The organism is Cellulomonas sp. PhB143, assembly GCF_003752595.1.
Taxonomy (GTDB): domain Bacteria; phylum Actinomycetota; class Actinomycetes; order Actinomycetales; family Cellulomonadaceae; genus Paraoerskovia.
Window position 1 is genome coordinate 348,425 of record NZ_RKIJ01000010.1, and the last position, 21,251, is coordinate 369,675.

17 protein-coding genes are annotated in these 21,251 nt (G+C 76.1%); 12 read left to right on the forward strand and 5 right to left on the reverse strand.

What is annotated here, in order from left to right; translation table 11 throughout:
- The 3 genes from EDF32_RS05715 to EDF32_RS05725 are packed head-to-tail and all read left to right on the forward strand — an operon-like array spanning position 1 to position 2,598.
- Complete coding sequence (locus EDF32_RS05715; protein WP_123307533.1) at positions 1-1,323, forward strand: pitrilysin family protein; 1,323 nt, start codon at positions 1-3, stop codon at positions 1,321-1,323.
- Positions 1,324-1,354: 31 nt separating this feature from the next.
- Positions 1,355-2,149 carry a 4-hydroxy-tetrahydrodipicolinate reductase gene (gene dapB, locus EDF32_RS05720; protein WP_255414244.1) on the forward strand — a complete coding sequence of 265 codons (795 nt, stop codon included), beginning with the start codon at positions 1,355-1,357 and terminating at the stop codon, positions 2,147-2,149.
- Complete coding sequence (locus tag EDF32_RS05725; protein WP_123307534.1) at positions 2,146-2,598, forward strand: tetratricopeptide repeat protein; 453 nt, start codon at positions 2,146-2,148, stop codon at positions 2,596-2,598. The genes dapB and EDF32_RS05725 overlap by 4 nt, the downstream gene beginning before the upstream one ends.
- Here EDF32_RS05725 and EDF32_RS05730 read toward each other — a convergent pair.
- Genes EDF32_RS05730 through EDF32_RS05740 form a run of 3 tightly spaced genes read right to left on the reverse strand, consistent with a single transcriptional unit; the run spans position 2,595 to position 4,200 of the window.
- Positions 2,595-3,104, reverse strand: a complete 510-nt coding sequence (locus EDF32_RS05730) for a GNAT family N-acetyltransferase (protein WP_123307535.1) — start codon at positions 3,102-3,104, stop codon at positions 2,595-2,597. The two genes, EDF32_RS05725 and EDF32_RS05730, sit on opposite strands and share 4 nt — an antisense overlap.
- A 38-nt stretch (positions 3,105-3,142) precedes the next feature.
- A complete protein-coding gene (locus EDF32_RS05735; RefSeq protein WP_123307536.1) occupies positions 3,143-3,463 on the reverse strand; it encodes an AzlD domain-containing protein in 321 nt (106 codons plus the stop codon).
- On the reverse strand, positions 3,460-4,200 hold the full coding sequence (locus EDF32_RS05740) for an AzlC family ABC transporter permease (protein ID WP_370449922.1): 741 nt from the start codon (positions 4,198-4,200) through the stop codon (positions 3,460-3,462). The genes EDF32_RS05735 and EDF32_RS05740 overlap by 4 nt, the downstream gene beginning before the upstream one ends.
- Positions 4,201-4,231: 31 nt before the next feature.
- Between EDF32_RS05740 and dapA the strand changes: the two genes are divergently transcribed.
- Together dapA and EDF32_RS05750 are read left to right on the forward strand one after the other, a co-directional pair.
- Entirely contained in the window at positions 4,232-5,164 is a 933-nt protein-coding gene (gene dapA, locus EDF32_RS05745) for a 4-hydroxy-tetrahydrodipicolinate synthase (protein ID WP_123307537.1), read from the forward strand.
- A gap of 40 nt (positions 5,165-5,204) precedes the next feature.
- A complete protein-coding gene (locus EDF32_RS05750) occupies positions 5,205-6,890 on the forward strand; it encodes a ribonuclease J (RefSeq protein ID WP_123307538.1) in 1,686 nt (561 codons plus the stop codon).
- A 17-nt stretch (positions 6,891-6,907) separates the two neighbouring features.
- Here EDF32_RS05750 and EDF32_RS05755 read toward each other — a convergent pair whose 3' ends face one another.
- Entirely contained in the window at positions 6,908-7,756 is an 849-nt protein-coding gene (locus EDF32_RS05755) for an MBL fold metallo-hydrolase (protein WP_123307539.1), read from the reverse strand.
- A gap of 94 nt (positions 7,757-7,850) precedes the next feature.
- On the opposite strand from EDF32_RS05755, the gene EDF32_RS05760 reads away from it, so the two are divergent.
- From EDF32_RS05760 to EDF32_RS05775, 4 genes are all read left to right on the forward strand, one after another.
- Positions 7,851-10,703 carry a DNA translocase FtsK gene (locus tag EDF32_RS05760; RefSeq protein WP_123307540.1) on the forward strand — a complete coding sequence of 951 codons (2,853 nt, stop codon included), beginning with the start codon at positions 7,851-7,853 and terminating at the stop codon, positions 10,701-10,703.
- Between the two features lie 85 nt (positions 10,704-10,788).
- The gene (pgsA, locus tag EDF32_RS05765) at positions 10,789-11,415 is read left to right on the forward strand and encodes a CDP-diacylglycerol--glycerol-3-phosphate 3-phosphatidyltransferase (RefSeq protein WP_255414245.1); all 627 of its coding nucleotides are present in this window, start codon (positions 10,789-10,791) and stop codon (positions 11,413-11,415) included.
- 11 nt (positions 11,416-11,426) lie between these two features.
- Positions 11,427-11,999 (forward strand): CinA family protein, encoded by a 573-nt coding sequence (locus tag EDF32_RS05770; protein WP_233565727.1) that lies wholly within the window; start codon positions 11,427-11,429, stop codon positions 11,997-11,999.
- Positions 12,000-12,196: 197 nt separating this feature from the next.
- The gene (locus EDF32_RS05775; protein ID WP_233565728.1) at positions 12,197-12,547 is read left to right on the forward strand and encodes a helix-turn-helix domain-containing protein; all 351 of its coding nucleotides are present in this window, start codon (positions 12,197-12,199) and stop codon (positions 12,545-12,547) included.
- A 108-nt stretch (positions 12,548-12,655) separates the two neighbouring features.
- On the opposite strand, the gene EDF32_RS05780 is transcribed toward EDF32_RS05775, so the two are convergent.
- Entirely contained in the window at positions 12,656-17,584 is a 4,929-nt protein-coding gene (locus EDF32_RS05780) for a DEAD/DEAH box helicase (RefSeq protein WP_123307541.1), read from the reverse strand.
- 99 nt (positions 17,585-17,683) lie between these two features.
- On the opposite strand from EDF32_RS05780, the gene EDF32_RS05785 reads away from it, so the two are divergent.
- Genes EDF32_RS05785 through EDF32_RS05795 form a run of 3 tightly spaced genes read left to right on the forward strand, consistent with a single transcriptional unit; the run spans position 17,684 to position 21,079 of the window.
- On the forward strand, positions 17,684-17,932 hold the full coding sequence (locus EDF32_RS05785) for a DUF3046 domain-containing protein (protein WP_123307542.1): 249 nt from the start codon (positions 17,684-17,686) through the stop codon (positions 17,930-17,932).
- Positions 17,933-17,936: 4 nt separating this feature from the next.
- A complete protein-coding gene (locus EDF32_RS14840; RefSeq protein ID WP_233565729.1) occupies positions 17,937-20,213 on the forward strand; it encodes an alkaline phosphatase family protein in 2,277 nt (758 codons plus the stop codon).
- The gene (locus tag EDF32_RS05795; RefSeq protein ID WP_123307683.1) at positions 20,210-21,079 is read left to right on the forward strand and encodes an MBL fold metallo-hydrolase; all 870 of its coding nucleotides are present in this window, start codon (positions 20,210-20,212) and stop codon (positions 21,077-21,079) included. The genes EDF32_RS14840 and EDF32_RS05795 overlap by 4 nt, the downstream gene beginning before the upstream one ends.
- Positions 21,080-21,251 lie beyond the last annotated feature (172 nt).

Consider the following 21,251-nt stretch of genomic DNA (forward strand, 5'->3'; position numbering starts at 1 on the left):
GTGCCCTGGGACCTCCCTCTCGTCGCTGCCGGTGACCCCGGCAGCGAGCTGACCGCCGGGCAGGACGGTGCGACGATCCGTCGCAGCGTCCTGCCCGGCGGTGTTCGTGTCCTGACCGAGGCGATGCCGGGCTTGCGCTCGGCGACGGTCGGCGCGTGGGTCGGCGTCGGCTCCCGCGACGAGGCCGGCGGACACTTCGGCTCGACGCACTTCCTCGAGCACCTCCTCTTCAAGGGCACCCCGACGCGCTCGGCGATGGACATCGCCGAGGCGTTCGACGCCGTCGGCGGCGAGGCCAACGCCGCGACGGGCAAGGAGCACACCTGCTACTACGCCCGGGTGCTCGACGCCGACCTGCCGATGGCGGTCGACGTCCTCGCGGACATGGTCACCTCCGCGACCCTCGACCCGGACGAGCTCGAGACCGAGCGTGGCGTGATCCTCGAGGAGATCGCCATGAACGACGACGACCCGGGCGACGTCGTGCACGAGCAGTTCTCGACCGCGGTGCTCGGCGACACCCCGCTCGGGCGCCCCATCGGCGGGACGCCCGAGACAATCCGCGCGGTCCCGCGCGACGCGGTGCACGAGCACTACCGCGAGCACTACCGGCCGCAGGACCTCGTGGTGGCGGCAGCCGGCGGGGTCGACCATGACGCCCTGTGCGCTCAGGTCTCGGGTGCGCTGGCCGCGGGCGGCTGGGACCTCGAGGAGCCTCGTGTCCCGGCGCCCCGCCGGTCGTCCTCGCACGACGGGCACGACGGGGCGGCGGTCGAGCTGACCGTGCACCGCGCCGTCGAGCAGGCCAACGTGATCGTCGGGAGCACGGGGCTCTCGGCGGTCGACGAGCGGCGCTTCGCGCTGTCCGTGCTCAACGGCGTCCTCGGCGGCTCCATGAGCTCGCGGCTCTTCCAGGAGATCCGCGAGCGACGGGGCCTGGCGTACTCGACGTACTCGTTCGCGTCGGGGTACGGCGAGACCGGGACCTTCGGCCTCTACGCCGGCTGCACGCCGGCGCGCATCGACGAGGTCACGGCCCTCCTGGGCGAGGAGCTCGACCGGCTCGCCCAGGACGGGATCACCGCGGCGGAGCTCGCGCGGTGCGTCGGCCAGCACACGGGCGGCATGGTGCTGGGCCTCGAGGACTCGGGCGCGCGGATGAACCGCCTGGGCCGTGCCGAGCTCGTGCACGGCACGCTGCTGAGCCTCGAGGACTCCATCGAGCGGATCCGGGCCGTCACGGCCGAGGAGGTCCGCGAGCTGGCGGCGGACCTCGCGTCGCGGCCCCGCTCCGTCGTCCGCGTGGGTCCCTTCGGGGACTGAGCGCGGGCACCCGGCCGATAGGGTGGTCGGCGTGAACGCGCAGACCACCGAGCCCCCCCGCACCGTCGTCAGGGTCGCCGTCCTCGGCGCCGCGGGAAGGATGGGGCGCACCGTCTGCGACGCCGTGGACGGTGCGCCCGGCCTCGAGCTCGTGGCGCGTCTCGACGCGGACGGCGACCTGGCTGCGGTGGCGGAGGCCGGTGCCGACGTCGCCGTCGACTTCACGGTACCGGCCGTGACCGAGGCCAACGTCCACGCCATGATCGACGCCGGGGTGCACGTCGTCGTCGGCACGACGGGATGGACCGACGAGAGCCGCGCGCGGGTGCGCGACCACCTCGCGCAGCGCGCGGCCTCGGGTGCCGGACCGGCCGTGGGCGTGCTGATCGCCCCCAACTTCGGGCTGTCGGCCGTGCTCGCGATGACGTTCGCCGCGAAGGCCGCCCGCTACTTCGAGTCGGCCGAGGTGATCGAGCTGCACCACCCGGACAAGCGCGACGCGCCGAGCGGGACCGCGGCCCACACCGCCGCGGCGATCGCGCGGGCGCGCGCGGACGCGGGCCTCGGCCCCTCCCCGGACGCGACCGAGTCGGGCCACGAGGCGCGCGGCGCGGACGTCGACGGCGTCCGGGTGCACGCGGTACGGCTGCGCGGCCTCGTGGCGCACGAGGAGATCCTCCTCGGCAACGAGGGCGAGCAGCTCGTGATCCGCCAGGACTCCTTCGACCGCGTCTCCTTCATGCCCGGCGTGCTGCTCGGGATCCGCGAGGTCGGCGCGCGACCCGGCCTGACCGTCGGGCTCGAGAACGTCATGGACCTCGGATGAGGCGGGGGCTGGTCGGCGCCCTCCTCGTCACGGCGCTGCTGGCGCTGTACGTCTGGCAGATCGCCCGCGCCGGCGTCGCGCTGATCGCGACGGGGGAGTGGGTCGGGGTCGCGCTGGGGCTCGCGGTCCTCGTGCTCCCGCTCGTGGTGATCGGGCTGATCGCGGCGGAGTTCGTGCTCGCCGCCCGCGTCCAGCGGATGGCCGACACGCTCGCCGCCGCCGGGGCCCTGCCCGTGGACGACCTGCCGCGCTCGCCGGGCGGGCGGATCGACCGCTCGGCCGCGGACGCGGCGTTCGGACCGTACCGCGAGGCCGTGGAGGCCCGGCCGGACGACTGGGACGCGTGGTACCGCCTGGCGTTCGCCTACGACGCCTCGGGGGACCGCAAGCGGGCGCGCTCCGCGCTGCGCAGGGCCGCGGGGCTGTTCCGGTCCTCGCGCCGGAGCTAGATCGCGGCGCTCCAGCGGCGCTCGACGACCTCGCGCGGACCGGCCGCGAGGGTGCGCTGCGTCCCGTCCGGCCCGAGGCCCGCGCCCGAGAGGAACTGCTCGCGGGCGTCGTCCCCGTCGAGCACCCAGGTCGCGACGTCGTCGGCCCCGTCCTGGCGCAGCCGGTCGACGGCCGCGGACAGCAGGCGCGAGCCGTGCCCGCCGCGCCGGTGACCGGGGACGACCTCCAGCGAGAGCAGCTGTCCCGGCGTGACGGCGGCGAAGCCCACCACCTCGGCGCGGTCGCACGCGACCAGGACGCCGAAGCCGCGGCCGGGCGGACGCGTGATCGCCTCGTGCCAGCTCGCGCGCATCCGCTCGACGTCGAGCAGGTCGACCACCTCGTCCCCGAGCGTCTGCGCGTGCGTCGCGCGCCACGCCGCGACCTGGACGCGAGTGATCGCCGCGTCGTCCGCCGCGACCGCGGGCCGGACCGAGACGTCCGCGGTCTCGCTGAAGAGGGCCATGCCGCGGACCCTACCCGCCCTTGCCGGCTGCCCCTCCCTCAGGCCGCGCCGAGCGCCCGCAGCGCCGCGGCGGTCGCCGCTGCCAGCACGACGACCACGACGAACGGGGCGCGCAGCGCCAGCGCGACGGCCGCCACAGCGAGCGCCGGCAGGCGCGCGTCCAGGACGATCTCCCGGTCGCCGCCGACGGCCTGGACGACGACGAGGGCGGCCAGCAGCGCCGCGGTGACGAGGTCCGCCGTCCGGGCGACCCGCGGGGACGCCATCCGGTGCGCGGGGACGAGGTGGCCGGCGAGCTTGACGCCGAGGCACAGGGCGGACGCCACGAGCACGGTGACCCACAGGGCGGCCGGGCTCACGCGGCACGCCCTCGCGCGCGGAGCGGACCGAGCTGGGCGGCGAGGACGGTCGCGGCCGCCGCGGCGAGCACCGGCACGCCCGCGGGCGCGACGGGGACGAGCGCCGCGGAGACGACGACCGCGACGACGACGACGAGCCGCACCTCGCGCGTGGCGAGCCGCGGCCACAGCAGGCCGAGGAACGCCGCGGCCGCGGCCGCGTCCAGACCCCACGCGCGCGGGTCGCCCAGCAGGTCACCGGCGAGCGCGCCGAGGAGGACCATGACGTTCCAGGCCACGAAGACGCCGGCGCCGGTCCACCAGAACCCCGCCCGCGCGGCGGCACGCGTCGGCTGCGCGACGGCCACCGCGGTCGACTCGTCGATGGTCAGGTGCGCCGCCAGGACGCGCCGCCACCCGTGCAGGACGAGCAGGGGGCCGAGGCGCACGCCGTACAGCCCGTTGCGCACGCCGAGGAACGTGGCGGTGAGGATCGCGGACAGCGGTGCGCCGCCCGCGCCGACCACGCCCGCGAGCGCGAACTGCGAGCCGCCCGAGAACATGACCAGGCTCAGGACGGCGGCCTGCGCCACCGACAGCCCGGCCACGACCGCCAGGGCGCCGAACGACACGCCGTACAGCCCCGTGGCGACCGAGACGGACAGCGCCTGCCGGACGGCGGCGCGCACCTGCGGCGCGGCCCGGCCGGCGGTGTCCGGAAGACTCTCGGCGGGGCCGTCGATGGGACTGTCGGGCACCGGCCCAGCCTACGCACGGTAGTTTGGTCCCATGGCACTCCCCGCATCCCCGGCGCGCCCCTTCGGCGCCGTCCTGACGGCGATGATCACGCCGATGACCGAGGCCGGCGCCGTCGACCTGGACGCCGCGGTGCGCCTGGCGACCTGGCTGGTCGAGCAGGGCAACGACGGGCTGGTGCTCAACGGGACCACGGGTGAGTCGCCCGCGACGCACGCGCCGGAGAAGGCGGAGCTGGTGCGCGCCGTCGTGGACGCCGTCGGGGACCGCGCGCACGTGGTCGCGGGCGCCTGCTCGAACGACACCGAGCACGCCGTGCGCATGGGGGAGCAGGCCGCGGCGGCCGGCGCGGACGGGCTGCTCGTCGTCACGCCCTACTACTCGCGCCCGACCCAGGAGGGCCTGTACCGCCACGTGGCATCCGTCGCCGACGCGGCTGACCTGCCCGTCATGCTGTACGACGTCCCCGGGCGCACCGCGCTGCGCATCGCCCCGGAGACCTACGACCGCCTCGCGGCGCACGAGAAGGTCGTCGCGAGCAAGGACGCGACGGGCGACGTCGCCGCCGTCGCCGAGCTGACGCAGCGCACCGGCCTCGCCTGGTACTGCGGCGACGACTCGCTCTACCTCGCGATGCTCGCCCAGGGCGCCTGCGGCGTCGTCGGCGTCGCGACGCACGCGCTCTCGTCGCGGTACGCGGCGCTCACCGCCGCGTGGGACGCCGGCGACCACGCCGAGGCGCTGCGCATCCAGCGCGCCGCGCTGCCCGTCACGCACGCGTTCAACGGTGCCGGCGCCCAGGCGGTGATGGCGAAGGCCGCCATGCAGGCCCTCGGCGTCGTGCCGAGCCGCGCGATGCGCCTGCCCAACGTTCCTGCGAGCGACGCCGAGACGGCCAGCGTGCACGACGCGCTGGTCGCCGCGGGCGTCCTCGACCCAGAGCGCACGCTCCAGGCCTCTCGCTAGAGGCTCGCAGCGCGCGACCACACCCAGGCCAGGAGGCCCCGTGAGTCACCCTCACCCCGAACTGTCACTACCACCCGCGCTGCCCGAGGGCGGGCTGCGGATCGTCGCCCTCGGCGGCCTCGGCGAGGTCGGCCGCAACATGGCGGTGCTCGAGCACGCCGGCCGGCTGCTCGTCATCGACTGCGGCGTCCTCTTCCCCGAGGACAGCCAGCCCGGCGTCGACCTGATCCTGCCGGACTTCGAGTACATCGCCGACCGCCTCGGCGACATCGAGGCCATCGTCCTCACGCACGGCCACGAGGACCACATCGGCGGCGTGCCGTACCTGCTGCGCATGCGCCAGGACATCCCCGTCGTCGGCTCGCGCCTGACGCTGGCGTTCGTCGAGGCCAAGCTGAAGGAGCACCGGATCCGTCCGGTGACCCGCGTGGTGGCCGAGGGCGAGAGCGCCCAGCTCGGCGTGTTCGGCTGCGAGTTCGTCGCGGTCAACCACTCCATCCCCGACGCCCTCGCCGTCGCCGTCACGACGGCGGCCGGCACCGTGCTGCACACCGGCGACTTCAAGATGGACCAGCTCCCGCTCGACGGGCGCATCACCGACCTGCGCTCGTTCGCGCGGCTCGGCGAGAAGGGCGTCGACCTGTTCATGGTCGACTCCACGAACGCGGAGGTGCCCGGGTTCGTCACGCCCGAGGTGGAGATCGGCCCCGTCCTCGACGTGACCTTCGGGCAGAGCGACAAGCGCATCATCGTCGCGTCGTTCTCCTCGCACGTGCACCGCGTGCAGCAGGTGCTCGACGCCGCGGCGAACCACGGGCGCCGGGTCGCGCTCGTCGGGCGATCGATGATCCGCAATATGGGCATCGCCGCCGAGCTCGGCTACCTCAAGGTGCCCGACGGCGTCCTCATCGACCTGAAGAAGGTCGACTCGCTGCCCGACGACCGGGTGGTGCTGATGTGCACCGGCTCCCAGGGCGAGCCGATGGCCGCACTGAGCCGCATGGCGAACGGCGACCACAAGGTCCAGGTGGAGCTCGGTGACACCGTGATCCTCGCGTCGTCGCTCATCCCGGGCAACGAGAACGCCGTCTTCCGCATCATCAACGGGCTCACCCGCCTCGGCGCGCGCGTCGTGCACGGCGGCAACGCCAAGGTCCACGTCTCCGGGCACGCGAGCGCCGGCGAGCTGGTCTACTGCTACAACATCATCCGTCCGCGCAACGTCATGCCCGTGCACGGCGAGGTCCGCCACCTCGTGGCGAACGCGGCGCTCGCGGTCAAGACCGGGGTCCCCGCGGACCGCGTGGTCCTCGCCGAGGACGGCGTCGTCGTGGACCTGGTGGACGGTCGCGCCTCGGTCGTCGGGGCCGTGCCGTGCGGGTACGTCTACGTCGACGGGTCCAGCGTCGGGGAGATCACCGACGCCGAGCTCAAGGACCGCGTCATCCTCGGCGAGGAGGGCTTCGTCTCGATCTTCGCCGTCGTGGACTCCGCGACCGGCAAGGTCATCGCGGGCCCGCAGATCCTCGCGCGGGGCTTCGCGGAGGACGACTCGGTGTTCGACGAGATCCGGCCGCAGGTCGTCCAGGCGCTCGAGGACGCGATCGCGGGCGGCGCCACCGACACGCACCGGCTCCAGCAGATCATGCGCCGCGTCGTCGGACGCTGGGTCTCCGGGCGCCTGCGCCGGCGCCCGATGATCGTCCCGGTGGTCGTCGAGGCCTGATCCGGGCCGCCGGCCGGTCAGGACCCGCGGAGGCGGGCGAGCTGAGCCTCGTGCTCGCCCGCCACCCACGGGTCGGCGAGCCGCGGGTCCGTGGGCTCGAGGTCCCTGGCCTCGCGCGTGCCGGCGGGCACCTCCGCGGCCCGCGCGAGCGCGTCCAGGTACCGCCGGTCCGCCGCGAACCGCGCGCGCACCGCCGCCGCGCCCCGCGCGGGGGTGCCGTGCCCCGGGACCAGGCACGTCACGTCGTGGCGGCCGGCGGCCTCCTCGAGGGTGTCGAGGCCGCGGACGTAGTCGCCCCACGGGTCCGGCGACGCCAGGTCCAGCAGCGGCACCTCGCGGTCGGAGAGCATGTCGCCCGCCAGCATCGTGCGTGCCACGGCGAGCACCAGCGCCGCGTGCCCGGGCGCGTGCGCGGCCTGCTCGACGACGACGGCCCGGGCGCCGCCGGGGACCCGTTCGCCGGGGGCCAGCGGCGCGAGCACGCCGAACGTCCGGGCCTCGTGGCCCGGCGCCGCCGCCTCGGCCTTGGCGAAGGCCTCCGCGCGCCGGGTCTCGAGGTCCAGGCACGCCGTCGGGGTCGCCCACCGGGGTGCGTCGCCGAACCCGGCGTGCCAGAGCACGTGGTCCCAGTGGGGGTGGGTGGCGAACCCTGCGGTCACGGTCCAGCCCCGGTGCGAGACCTCGTCCGCGAGCGCGGAGACCTCCTCGACCGTGATGCCCGGGTCCACGACCAGGCACGTGCCGTCGTCGGACACCACCACCGTCGTCAGGCTCGACCAGATCTCCGCCCGAGCCACGTGCACCCCGGGCGCGACCTCGGCCAGGGTGCGACCGCGGGACGCGCCGTGGCGGGGGAGGCTGCTCATGGCCCGACGGTGCCCGACCCCGGACGGCCCGGCAACCGCGCCCGCGGCGCGGCTGCGCCACCGGTCGGGTCCCCGCCGGTACGGTGAGGGCACTATGGCCTCCCGCACGTCGTCCTCGTCGAGCTCGCAGCCCGCGCGTCCCCGCACCGGGTCCGGCGCACGGGCTGCGGGCCCCGCACGCCGTGCCGCCCCGCGCGCGGCCACGACCCGCTCGGGCGGCGCCGCCGCCCCGGCGAAGCAGCGTGCCGCGTCCGCCGCGACGAAGTCCTCCGGCTCGCGCGGGCGGACCTCGGGCCCGCGGACGCCGGCGAAGGGCGGCGCCACGGGCAAGGGCGCGGGCCGCGCGCCGGAGCGCCGCAGGCCCTGGCCCGTCCGTCTCGTCTCCGGCGTCTGGCTCGGCACCGCGCACGCCGTCGGGGGCACCACGCGTGCGCTCGGTCAGGGCGCGAAGGACCTCGACCCCGCCCACCGGCGCGACGGTCTCGCGTTCTTCCTGCTCGGGCTCGCGGTGGTCGTCGCGGCCCGCGAGTGGTGGGGCGTCGCCGGGACCTTCGGCGAGGGCGTGCACGCGGTCGTCGCCGGGACGTTCGGCGTGGTCGGCGTCGCCGTGCCGGTCCTGCTCGTATGGATGGCTGTGCGCATCATGCGTCATCCGGAGCGTGCCCAGTCCAACTCGCGGGTGGCCATCGGGACGGCGTTCCTCGTCGTCTCGGTGTGCGGGCTCGTCGCCGTCTCCGCCGACGTGCCTGCCCCGAGCGACGGGTTCGGCGCGGTCCAGGACGCGGGAGGGATCGTCGGGTTCCTCGTCGCCGCGCCGCTGGTCGCGGGCCTGACGGCGTGGTTCGCGGTGCCGATCCTGCTGCTCGTCGGGTTCTTCGGGCTGCTCGTCGTCACCGCGACGCCGGTCAACGCGATCCCCGCCCGCCTCGGCGCGCTCTACCGGCGGCTCACCGGGCAGCACCTCGCGCCCGAGGAGCAGGACCCGCGGGACGCCGACCTGGAGCTCGCCGAGGGCGTCTCCCGGCACGACGGCACGGACCCGACCGTCCCGACCGGACGTCGCGGGCGGCGTCGTGCGCGTCGGACGACGGCCGAGCAGGAGGCGGAGCGCGCGGGCGAGCCCGCGGACGTCGACTGGCCGGGCGCGTTCTCCGGCGACGAGGCGTTCGAGACCGCGGCGACCGTGGACCGTGAACCGTTCGACGTCGACGGCCCCGACGGCGACCCGGCCCCCGGCCGAGCCGGCCATTCGGACGACGCGGCGATCGAGGGCGGGGCCGGAGCCCCGCACGCCGGTCCGGACGACGTGACCCAGGCGATCGCCGTCGACTCCGTCGCCGCAGCCGCGGCGACGAGCGAGGCTCTCGTGGGTCCCGGCGGCGGACCGCCCGAGCACAGCCCCGTCCCGCCCGGTGTGCAGGGCATGCTGGAGGGCGACGTCGTCTACCTCCTGCCGAACGAGGACTCCCTCGTCAAGGGCGCGCCGCACAAGGCGCGCTCGGCCGCCAACGACCGGGTCGTCGAGTCGCTGACGCGGGTCTTCACTCAGTTCGGGATCGACGCCCGGGTGAGCGGCTTCACCCGCGGCCCGACCGTGACGCGGTACGAGGTCGAGGTGGGCCCCGCCGTCAAGGTCGAGCGGATCACCTCGCTCTCGAAGAACATCGCCTACGCGGTGGCGAGCGCGGACGTGCGCATCCTCTCGCCCATCCCGGGCAAGTCGGCGATCGGCATCGAGATCCCCAACACCGACCGCGAGACGGTGGTGCTCGGCGACGTCCTGCGCTCCTCCGCCGCGCGGCGCACCGAGCACCCCCTCGTCATCGGCGTCGGCAAGGACGTCGAGGGCGGCTACGTCGTCGCGAACCTGGCGAAGATGCCCCACCTGCTGGTCGCGGGAGCCACCGGTGCGGGCAAGTCGGGATTCATCAACGCCATGATCACCTCGATCCTCATGCGCTCGACGCCGGAGCAGGTCCGGCTCGTGCTCGTGGACCCGAAGCGGGTCGAGCTGACGATCTACGAGGGCATCCCGCACCTGATCACCCCGATCATCACGAGCCCCAAGAAGGCGGCCGAGGCGCTCGAGTGGGTCGTGCGGGAGATGGACGCCCGCTACGACGACCTCGCGATGTTCGGGTACAAGCACATCGACGACTTCAACCTGGCGGTACGCGCGGGGAAGGTCCAGCCGCTGCCTGGGTCGGAGCGCAAGATCGCGCCCTACCCGTACCTGCTCGTGGTGGTCGACGAGCTCGCCGACCTGATGATGGTCGCGCCGCGCGACGTCGAGGCCTCGATCCAGCGCATCACGCAGCTCGCCCGGGCCGCGGGCATCCATCTCGTCCTCGCGACCCAGCGGCCGTCCGTCGACGTCGTCACCGGGCTGATCAAGGCGAACGTCCCCTCGCGGCTGGCGTTCGCGACGTCGTCGCTCGCGGACTCCCGGGTGGTCCTGGACCAGCCCGGCGCGGAGAAGCTCATCGGCCAGGGCGACGCCCTGTTCCTCCCGATGGGCGCGGCGAAGCCGATGCGCGTGCAGGGGGCGTGGATCACGGAGCGCGAGGTGCACAGCGTCGTCGAGCACGTCAAGGCCCAGCTCAAGCCCGTCTACCGGGAAGACGTGGCGCAGGTCGCCGCGAAGAAGCAGGTGGACGAGGACATCGGTGACGACCTCGAGCTGCTCCTGCAGGCGGCGGAGCTCGTCGTGACGAGCCAGTTCGGGTCGACGTCGATGCTGCAGCGCAAGCTGCGCGTGGGGTTCGCCAAGGCCGGGCGGCTGATGGACCTGCTGGAGTCGCGGGACATCGTCGGGCCGTCGGAGGGCTCCAAGGCGCGCGAGGTCCTGGTGCAGCCCGACGACCTGCCGGGCACCCTGGCGCTGCTGCGCGGGGACCCCGCGCCGGCCGCCTACGACCAGGACGAGGACGCACCGGTCGACGTCTGAGCGCCCGTGCCGGTGCCCGCCCCCGGGCCTGCGCAGCACGGGCCGGCTGCTCGTGGCGGGTGCCCCGACGCCCTAGGCTGGAGCGGTGAACTCCCTCAGAGAGCAGTGGAACGCGGCGAACGCCGTGACGACCGTCCGTATCGCGATGGTCCCGTTCTTCGCGTGGGCGCTGCTCGTGCACGGGGGCGACGACACGACGTGGCGCTGGGTCGCCGCGGCGATCTTCCTGCTCGCGGCGGCCACGGACCGCCTCGACGGCTGGCTCGCGCGCCGCTCGGGGATCGTGACCGACCTCGGCAAGCTCCTCGACCCCATCGCCGACAAGCTGCTCGTCGGCACCGCGCTGGTGCTGCTCTCGGTGCTGGGCGACCTGTGGTGGTGGGTGACCCTCCTCATCCTGGTCCGTGAGCTCGGGATCACGGCGATGCGCTTCGCCGTCCTGCGCTACGCGGTCATGCCCGCCTCCCGCGGCGGCAAGCTCAAGACGGTGCTCCAGACCGCCGCGATCACCCTGTTCCTGCTCCCGCTGGCAGCCCTGCCCACATGGATCACCGTCCTGGCCTGGTGCGCGATGGGCGCGGCCCTCCTGGTCACCCTCGCGACCGGCGTCGAGTACGCGGTGCAGGGGTGGCGGCTCTCGCTCCGCGGACGGCGCGCGGCGCGGCGGCGCGCCGTGGGCTACCCCGTGCCCGACGACCGCACCGCGCACTGAGCGGGTCGACGGTGCCGAGCGGGCCGACGGTGCCGAGCGGGCCGCCCGCCCCCGGCGAGCTCGCCGCGGCGGTGCTGTCCGTGCTGCGGGAGCGCGGGCTCACCCTCGGCACCGCCGAGTCGCTGACGGGCGGCCTGCTGGCCTCGACCCTCGTCGACGTGCCCGGCGCGTCGGACGTCCTGCGGGGCGGGGTGGTCGCGTACGCCACCGAGGTCAAGGCGTCCGTGCTGGGGGTCGACGCGGCGCTGCTCGCGGCCCGCGGGGCCGTGGACCCAGACGTCGCGCTGGCCATGGCGCGCGGCGCGTGCGAGGTGCTCGGTGCCGACATCGGCGTCGCGACCACGGGGGTCGCCGGCCCCGAGCCGCAGGACGGGGCCGCCGTCGGGACGGTGTACGTGGCCGTGCACGCCGTGCCGGGCCCGGCTCGCGGGGCGGTCGCGGGCACCCCGCTGGTGCGTCGTGCCGAGCACCCGGGCGACCGCGCGGCGGTGCGCGGTGCCGCCGTGACGGACGCGCTGGTGGCGTTGCTCGACTCCTGCGGCCCGGGAACAAGCCGGGGGCCGGGGGCGTTGGCACCGTCGTGAACGTCTCACGACCAGCAGGTCGCTCCGATCAGCCCGCAGCACGCCCGAGCGTGGGTGGCGCGGGGTACGGTAGGAACCGGACCCGTCGAGGTCCGGGAGCACCGGCACGAGCCGGTGCACGAGCAGCAACGAACGTCGTCGACCCCCACGCGCCCACGCGGGGCGGGACGGCGAAGGACACGGGAAGGGAGCGCCAGATGATCGTTCTCCGTCGAGAGATCGGTGACGTGCTGCGCGACGCGCGCCAACGCCAGGGCCGAACCCTTCGCGAGGTGTCGTCCGACGCACGCGTGTCGCTCGGGTACCTGAGCGAGGTCGAGCGCGGACAGAAGGAGGCGTCGTCGGAGCTGCTCGCATCGATCTGCGACGCGCTCACGGTGCCGATGTCGTCGGTGCTGCGCGAGGTCAGCGACCGGGTCGCCGTCGCCGAGGGTCTGACGATCCCCGACACGATCCCCGCGAGCTTCACCGCCGACGACCTCGAGCAGCGCCTCGCGCTCGAGACGCGCGCGAGGCCGGCGGCGGAAGGTCTGCAGCCCGTCGGCTGACCGACCGTGGCTGCGCGAGCGCAGCCGCACCGCACCAGCGCAGCCGCACCACGGAGGGCGCACCGCCACGGCGGTGCGCCCTCCGCGCGTCCCGGTCCGCGCCGGGCCTCACCCGGACCCGCGCCGCGCGCGCAGGCCGCGCGGCGTGCGGACGAAGCCCGCGGTGACCAGCGCCGCGGCGGGCCCGGAGCCCTCCGCGGGACCGGTCCCCGCGGCGGAGAGCGCGTCCGCGCCGTCCACCCGGGCGACGACCGACGCCGCGGCCCGACCGTCCCGCACCGCGTCGGCCAGCGCGTGCGCCGCGGCGCGCAGGCGCGCCCCGTCGTCCGTGAAGGTCAGCAGCGACCGGCCGCCACGCTCGAGGTAGAACGTCAGCGTGCCGTCGACGAGGACCACGAGGGCGCCGGCCTTGCGCCCGGGCCGGTGCGCCGCTGCCCCGCCGGCGGTCGGCCACGGGAGGGCAGCCCCGTACGGCGACGCGGGGTCGGTGGCAGCGAGCAGCAGCGCGCGGAGACGTCGACCGGTCCCGCGCTCCCTGTCGCCCGCCACGGAGCGCAGCTCGTCGACGGCGCCGGGGAGGGCGAACTGGGACGCCCCGAGGTGCTCGACGAAGTAGCCGCGCCGGACGCCTCCTGACTGCTCCAGCTCGCGCAGCGCGCGATAGACGCCGCGGAAGTACTCGGTGACGCCCTCGGCGTGGGTGGAACCCCGCGTGAGGATCCCGTGCCGGTCCAGGAGCACGCGGGCGAGCGCCGCGGTGCGCCGGGTCGGGTCCGTCTCGCGTTCTGGCAGTGCCGACCAGCGCCCCCCGCCGGCGCGGACCGTCGGGGCGCGTGCCGGCAGCGGCGCCAGCGAGGCGAAGCGACCGCGCCGTGCCGGGCGAGCCGCGGCGCGCGGCGTCGTCCGGTGGGTCGACGCCGTGCCGAGGCGTTCGCGCAACGGTCCGAGACCGTCGTTCGTCACGCGCCCGGCCCACACCAGGTCCCAGAGCGCGGACAGCGTCTCCTGCGGGGACGCGCCAGCGGCGTCGGCGAGCGGCTGGAGGAAGAAGCCGCCGGAGCCGGCCAGGAGGTCGGCGAGTCGCTCGCGCAGGTCCGTCGTCCCCCCGTCGGGCAGGACGTCCCGCGGTGCGTCCGGCCCGGCGGCCGCCGCACCGTGCCCCGAGGGCAGGAGCGGCGGGAGGGTCAGGGCCGCACCGTCGGCGAGGTGCAGGCTGACGAGCCCGTCGCCGCCCCGGCCCGCGATCGGGGCGTGGCCGGCCCACAGGACCTCGCCCGCGGTGGTCAGCTCGTCGAGCATGCGAGGCTCGTAGTCCACGACGCGGGCGGGGATCACCAGCGACTCGAGCGCCGACGCCGGCAGCGGCAGGCCGGCGAGCTGCTCCACGACCCGGAGCACGCCGTCGGTACCGCGCAGCGCGCCGACGCCGTGCCAGCGCGGCGCGAACATCCCGAGGGCCTCCTGGTCGACGGGCTCGACCTCGGCCCGTAGCGCCGCCAGCGACCGGCGCCGCAGGACACGGAGCACCTCGGCGTCGCACCACTCCTCGCCGACGCCGCCGATCGACTCGGGCCGCAGCCGCCCGCACACGAGCGCGCCGGTGGCCTCCAGCCGGCGCAGCACCTCGGTGACCACCGCGGCCCCGAGGCCGAAGCGGCGCGCGACGTCCGCGGCCGGGAACGGGCCGTGCGTGCGGGCGTGCCGGCGGACCAGGTCCCCGAGCGGGTCGGGGACCGGTTCGGTGAAGGCCTCGGGTATCCCCGTCGGCAGGGCAGCACCGAGGCCGTCGCGCAGCCGCCCCGCGTCCTCGACGGCCGCCCACCGCTCCGGGTCGCCCTCCACCCCCGCGAGCCGCACCCGCACGACCCGGCGGCGCGCGACCAGCTCATCCAGCCACGCGTCGACGTCGGCGCGCGAGCCCGACCGGGTGCGGTCCTCGATCGCGGTGCGGCCGAGCGGGCCGACGCGGCGCAGCACGTCGACGAGGTCCTCGGCGTGCCGGGCGTGGCGGTCCGGCGCCAGCAGGCCGATCTCGGACTCGGTGCGCTCGATCGCGGCCGGGTCGAGGAGGTCGGCGAGCTGGGACGCGCCGTCGGCGGTGCCCAGGAGCTCGGCGAGCAGCGTCGGGTCGAGCGTGAGCGCGGCGGCGCGCCGCTCGGCCAGGGGAGCGTCGCCGTCGTACAGGAACTGGGCGGTGTAGCCGAACAGCAGGGACTGCGCGAAGGGCGACGGCGTCGTGGTCTCGACCTCCACGACACGCACGCGCCGGGCGGCGACGTCGGCCATGAGGGCGCGCAGCGCATCGACGTCGAACTCGTCCTGGAGGCACTCGCGCGCGGCCTCGAGGACGATGGGGAACTCGGGGTACTGCGCGGCGACCGAGAGCAGCTGAGCGGAGCGCTGGCGCTGCTGCCACAGCGGCTGGCGCCGGTCGGGCCGGCGCCGTGGCAGGAGCAGCGCCCGTGCGGCCGCCTCGCGGAACCGCGCGGCGAACATCACCGACCCGCCGAGCTCCGCGCGCACGGCGTCGAGGACGTCCTCCGGGTCCACGAGCAGATCCTCGAGGTCGAGCGCCGGTCCGGCCGCGCCCGGGGCGGCGGGCTCCCCGCCGGCGTCCCAGCCGCCGGTGTCGGGCAGCCGGAGCACGATGCCGTCGTCGGAGTGCATGGCGGCGACGTCGACGCCGTGCTTCTCGCGCAGCCGTCCCGCCAGCACGAGCGCCCACGGAGCGTGCACCCGGGCGCCCCAGGGGGTGTGGACGACGACGCGCCAGTCACCGAGCTCGTCGTGGAAGCGTTCGACGACGATCGTCCGGTCGTCCGGCACCGCACCCGTCGCCGCGCGCTGCCCGCGCAGGTACGCGGCGAGGTTGTCGCTCGCCCAGGCGTCGAGCCCGGCGTCGCCGAGGCGCCGTGCCAGCGGCTCCTCCGACGCGAGCGCCCCGCGCTCCCCGCCGGCGGGCTCCGGGGGCAGGAGGTCGACCGTCTCGCGGACCCATCGGCCCACGGCGGCGCCCAGCTCGGCCGGCCGGCCGGGGGAGTCACCCTTCCAGAAGGGGAGGCGGCCGGGCACCCCGGGCGCCGGGGTCACGAGCACGCGGTCCGGCGTGATCTCGTCGATGCGCCAGGTGCTCGAGCCGAGGGTGAAGGTGTCCCCGACGCGCGACTCGTAGACCATCTCCTCGTCGAGTTCGCCGACCCGGCGACCGCCCCGGGGCCCGTCCATCGTGGACCGCTCGCCGCTCGCCGTTCCGGGAACGACCGTTCCCTGGGGGTCTGCCCCGTCGATCCCGTCCGGTCCCCCGGAGCCGCCGGGCGCACCGGCGAGAAAGACGCCGTACTGCCCGCGGTCCGGGATGGTGCCACCGCTGGTCACGGCCAGCCGCAGCGCCCCGGGGCGCGCCGTGAGCACGTCCGTCGTCCGGTCCCAGACGATGCGGGGGCGCAGCTCGCCGAAGTCCTCGCTCGGGTAGCGGCCCGCGAGCATGTCGAGCACCGCGCGCAACGAGGCGTCGCCCAGGGCCGAGTACGGCGCGGCCCGCCGGACGACCGCAGCCAGGTCGTCGATCGTCCAGTCCTCCTGGGCGACCATGGCGACGACCTGCTGGGCGAGGACGTCGAGCGGGTTCGCCGGCACGCGCAACCGTTCGATGCGGCCCTCGCGCATCCGCCCGGCGATGACCGCGGCCGGGACCAGGTCGCCGCGGAACAGCGGCAGGACCACGCCGCGGGAGACCGCACCGACCTGGTGGCCCGCACGGCCGATGCGCTGCATGGCGCTGGCGACCGACGGCGGGGCGCCCACCTGGACGACGAGGTCGATCGCTCCCATGTCGATGCCCAGCTCGAGCGACGACGTCGCGACGACGGCGGGCAGCCTGCCGGCCTTGAGCTCGGTCTCCGTGCGGGTCCGTTCCGCACGGCTCATCGACCCGTGGTGCGCACGGGCGAGGACGGCGTCCGAGCCCGCGGCGGCGCCGGACTGCGCCTGGACGCTCGCGGCGTGCAGCGTTCCGCGCGCCGGCACGTCCTCGCCCCGGCGCTCGGCCCAGATCTCGTTCATCCGGGCGGTCAGCCGCTCGGCGGACCGGCGCGAGTTGGCGAACACGAGGGTCGATCGGTGGCCGGCGACGAGGTCGACCACCCGCTCCTCGACGTGCGGCCACACCGATGCCGACCTCGCCGGGTCCGGTCGGGGGGCGTCGTCGACCGGCGGGGCACCGCCGGCGGGTGGCCCGCCGCCGGGCACGGGCCCCGCGACCGGGGCGGTCGACAGGTCGTCGAGGTCCGGGACCGGCACGGCGATCTCGACGGAGACCTCCTTCTGCGAGGGCGGACGGACGATCACCGTCGGGCGGCCGCCGTCCTGCGGGCTGCGGTCGCCGGAGAGGAACCGGGCGACCTCCTCCACGGGCCGCACGGTCGCCGAGAGCCCGATCCGCTGGGCAGGACGGGCGAGCATCGCGTCCAGACGTTCGAGGGACACGGCCAGGTGCGCGCCACGCTTGGTGCCGGCGACGGCATGGATCTCGTCCACGATGACGGTGCGCACGCCGGCGAGCCCCGCCCGTGCTCCCGAGGTCAGGACGAGGAACAGCGACTCGGGCGTGGTGATCAGCACGTCGGGCGGTCGTACGGCGAACGCGCGGCGCTCCGCGGCGGGCGTGTCCCCGGTGCGCGAGGCGACGGCGACCTCCGGGACGGCGCGGCCGAGCCGCGCCGCGGCCTGACGGATCCCCGCCAGGGGCGCCCGCAGGTTGCGCTCCACGTCGGCGGCCAGCGCCTTGAGCGGCGAGACGTACAGCACGCGGCAGCGCTCCGTGCGCTCCTGGGGCACGGGCTCGCGCGTGAGCCTGTCGAGCGCGGCGAGGAACGCCGCGAGGGTCTTGCCGGAGCCGGTCGGTGCGACGACGAGGGCGTGGTCGCCGCTGTGGATCGCCTCCCACGCACCGACCTGCGCCGCGGTCGGCGCCTCGAACGCCCCGGCGAACCATGCCCGGGTCGGTTCCGCGAAGAGGTCGAGGACGGGTTCGGTCACGCGGCCATCCTCGCGTCGCCCACCGACATCCGCAGGCCGCGGGGCTCGCGGCCCGGCACGGCCCTCGGCCGCGTGCCCCGGGCGTGGGACAGTGGGCCCATGCGATACCGGGAGTTCTGGCAGCTCGTCGACGAGGTCTTCGGCGAGGCCTACGGCCGGGTCCTCGCCGACGACCAGGCCCTCGACGCCCTGGAGAGCCGTACGGCGGCGCAGGCGATCGAGGACGGCGTCGAGCCCCGTGTCGTGTGGCACGCGCTGTGCGACGCGATGGACGTCCCGGAGGAGCGCCGGTGGGGACACGACCACCGGCGGCCTGCGCCGCCGCGCCGCGGCTCTGCGGCATCATGACGGCATGAGTCGGACGGCGCTGCCCGGGGTCCGGGACCTGACGGGCGCCCTGTGGTCCCTGGTCGCGACGGCGCTGGGCCTCGGGCTGGCCCTGTGGCTCGTGCCCGGCGCCGGTGCCACGGGTCCCGGGCCCGTCCTCCTGGTGGCGCTCGCGGTGGCGGTCGGGGACGCGGTCGTCCGCCCGCCGCTGCGGCTGGCCGGGGCGCGGATCGGCGCCGTCGGTGCCATCGCGCTCGGCATCCTCGTCCAGCTCGCCGTGTCCGTCGGGGCGCTGGTCCTGCTCCCCGGGATCGACCCGGGGCCGCCGTTCGACGCGCTCGCCGTGCTGCTCGTCGCATCCGTGGTGATGGCCACCGGCCAGTGGCTGTTCGGTTCCAACGACCCCGAGTACGTGGTCTCGGACGTCCTGCGCAGGGCACGGCGCACCGACCGCCGCGCCCGGGCGCGCGCGGGTGCCGGTCCGGAGGACGAGCAGGCCGCCCGGACCGAGAACGGCCTGCTGGTCGTCCAGCTCGACGGGGTGTCCCGCCCGACCTTCGACCTCGCCGTGCAGGCGGGCCTCGTCCCCACCCTCGCGGCCTGGGTCCGCGGCGGTGGGCACAGCGTCGAGTCGTGGTGGGCGCGGGTGCCGTGCACCACGCCGGCCAGCCAGGCCGGCCTCCTGCACGGCACGAGCGACGCCGTGCCCGCGTTCCGCTGGTGGGACCGGGTGACGGGCCGGCTCGTCGTGACCAACCGGCCGGCCGACGCGGCGGCGGTCGAGGAGATGCTGTCGGACGGCGACGGGCTGCTCGCGCACGGCGGCACGGCGGTCTCGACGATGTTCTCGGGCGACGCGACGACGAGCCTGCTGGTGATGAGCCGTGCCGGCGGGCGCGGCGGCCTCGGCCCGGGCCGGATGTTCGTGCACTTCTTCTCGAGCCCGTTCGTGCTGGCCCGCGCCCTCGTGGGCACGGTGGCCGAGACGCTCAAGGAGGTCTACCAGGGCTGGCAGCAGGCGGTCCGCGGCGTCCGCCCGCGGGTCGGGCGCCTCGGCTGGTTCCCGGTGCTGCGCGGCGTGTCCAACGTCGTGCTGCGCGACCTGAACGTCTCGCTCGTCGCGGGCGAGCTCCTGCGCGGCGTGCCGACCGTCTTCGTCGACCTGGTCGACTACGACGAGATCGCCCACCACGCCGGTCCGGTGCGGCCGGAGTCGCTGCGTGCGCTCGAGGGGCTCGACCGCGTGGTCGGGCTGCTGTCCCGGGTGGCCGAGGTGGCGCCGCGGCGCTACGAGATCGTGGTGCTCTCCGACCACGGGCAGTCGCTCGGCGAGGTCTTCGCGGAGGTCGCGGGACGGTCGTTCCGCGAGGAGGTCGAGTTGCTGATGGGCGAGCCGGACCACGACGTCCACGCGCGGGCGGCGTCCGACGACGAGGACTGGGGTGCGGTGAACGCCGCGCTCAACGCGCTCTCCCGCTCGCCGGAGCCGCGGATGGCCGTCGGCCCGTCCGGGGACCACCGCGAGCGCCGCCACCGGGACCCGCGCGCGCGGGTCCCCGCGCCGGCGGTCGTCGCTGCGGCCGCCCGGCCGGTCCCGCCGGTGCCGCCGCCCCCGGACCAGGGCGCCCCGGTCGCGCGGGACCTGCCGATGGTGCCGGACGCGCAGGACGCGCAGGACGCGCGGGACCTGCCGATGGTGCCGGACGCGCAGGACGCGCAGGACGCGCCGGACCTGCCGGAGGTCGCCGTCGTCGGGTCCGGGAACCTCGGCCTCGTGTGGTTTCCCCGATCGCCCGTGCGCCTGCGCGGCGACGAGGTCCGTGCCCGCTGGCCGCGGCTCCTGCCGGGCCTCCTCGCCCACCCCGCCGTCGGCGTGGTGGTGTGCCTGGAGCCTCCCCGACGCGTCGAGACGGGGGACGAGGGGCCCGACGTCGTCGCGTACGGGCGCGCAGGCCGCCGGGACCTCGTCACGGGGGACGTGGAGGGCGACGACCCGCTCGAGCCGTACGGGACCCGGGCCGCGCCGGACCTGCTCCGCGCGGCACGCATGACGTCGACGGGCGACCTGATCGTGGTCTCGAGCGTCGACGAGGCCGGCCTGGTGCACGCCTTCGAGGGCCTCGTGGGCTCGCACGGCGGGCTCGGCGGGGCCCAGGGCGAAGCTCTTCTCGTGCGCCCGACGGGGTTCGAGGTCCCGGACGGCCTGCGCGAGGAGGTGGACGGCCGGCGCATGCTCGTCGGCGCCGAGTCCGTCCACGAGCGGCTCGTCGCGTGGTCGCGCGAGCTGGGGCTGCGGCCGTGAGCCCCGGTACCCCGGCCGCCGCCCCCGCCGACGGCGCAGCGGGCGGCGGGGCGGGCGGCGAGGGCGGTCACGACGGGCTCGAGGTCCGGCTCACGTGGCTCGGGCACTCGACCGTCGTGCTCGACGTCCGGACCGGCGCGCGGGCGACCCGGCTCGTGACCGACCCCCTGCTGCGCCGGCACGCGGGGCTCCTGCGGCGCCGTGGCGGGATCCCGGCGGACGTCTGGCGGGGCAGCGACGCCGTGCTGCTCTCGCACGCGCACCACGACCACGCCGAGCCGGCCTCGTTGCGCATGCTCGGACCGGTGCCGGTCCTGACCGCGCCGGAGACCGCCCGGTGGCTCCGTGGGCGGGGGATCGAGGGCCGCGGGCTGGGCGACGACGAGTGGTTCGAGGTGGCACCGGGGGTGGACGTCCGGCTCGTGCCCGCGGTGCACGGGGACAGGCCGATGCCGCACCGCCCGAACGCGGCGAACGGGCACCTGGTCCGGGTGCGGTGGGGCGGCCGGACGTGCGTGGTCTGGGCGCTGGGCGACACCGAGGCGTACGCGGCGATGCGCGAGACGGCCGGGCTGGCCGGCGCGCCCGTCGACGTGGCGCTCGTGCCGGTGGGGGGCTGGGGCCCACGCCTGTCCGGAGGGCACCTCGGCCCGCGCGAGGCGGCCCAGGTCTGCTCCGAGGCGGGCGCCCGCGCGGCGGTGCCGGTGCACTGGGGGACGCTGCACGCCCCGGGCGGCCGGTGGCTGCCGCCGGGATGGATGGACGCCGCGGGCCTCGCCTTCGGGGTGGAGACGGCCGCGCGCGCCCCGGGATGCCGGCCGGTCGTGCTGCCGGTCGGCGGTTCGTGGACCGTGCCGGTCGCCTGACCGACGCGCCGTGCACGGCGTGTCGCGCCGGTCGAACACGTGTTCGGCTAGAGTGGTCCACAGGACGACGTACCGAGGCCGCCGTCCACCGTGGACCGTACGCACGCCCCGGGTGTCGGTGGCCCGTCGTAGCGTCGGGCACGTACCGACGGCACAGGCTGCGCAGCGCACA

Bases quoted from the DNA above. Each gene is read 5' to 3' on its own strand.
- EDF32_RS05725 (WP_123307534.1), top strand. From the start codon at position 2,146: ATGAGGCGGGGGCTGGTCGGCGCCCTCCTCGTCACGGCGCTGCTGGCG.
- EDF32_RS05730 (WP_123307535.1), bottom strand. From the start codon at position 3,104: ATGGCCCTCTTCAGCGAGACCGCGGACGTCTCGGTCCGGCCCGCGGTC.
- dapA (WP_123307537.1), top strand. From the start codon at position 4,232: ATGGCACTCCCCGCATCCCCGGCGCGCCCCTTCGGCGCCGTCCTGACG.
- EDF32_RS05755 (WP_123307539.1), bottom strand. From the start codon at position 7,756: ATGAGCAGCCTCCCCCGCCACGGCGCGTCCCGCGGTCGCACCCTGGCC.
- EDF32_RS05760 (WP_123307540.1), top strand. From the start codon at position 7,851: ATGGCCTCCCGCACGTCGTCCTCGTCGAGCTCGCAGCCCGCGCGTCCC.
- EDF32_RS05775 (WP_233565728.1), top strand. From the start codon at position 12,197: ATGATCGTTCTCCGTCGAGAGATCGGTGACGTGCTGCGCGACGCGCGC.
- EDF32_RS05785 (WP_123307542.1), top strand. From the start codon at position 17,684: ATGCGATACCGGGAGTTCTGGCAGCTCGTCGACGAGGTCTTCGGCGAG.
- EDF32_RS14840 (WP_233565729.1), top strand. From the start codon at position 17,937: ATGAGTCGGACGGCGCTGCCCGGGGTCCGGGACCTGACGGGCGCCCTG.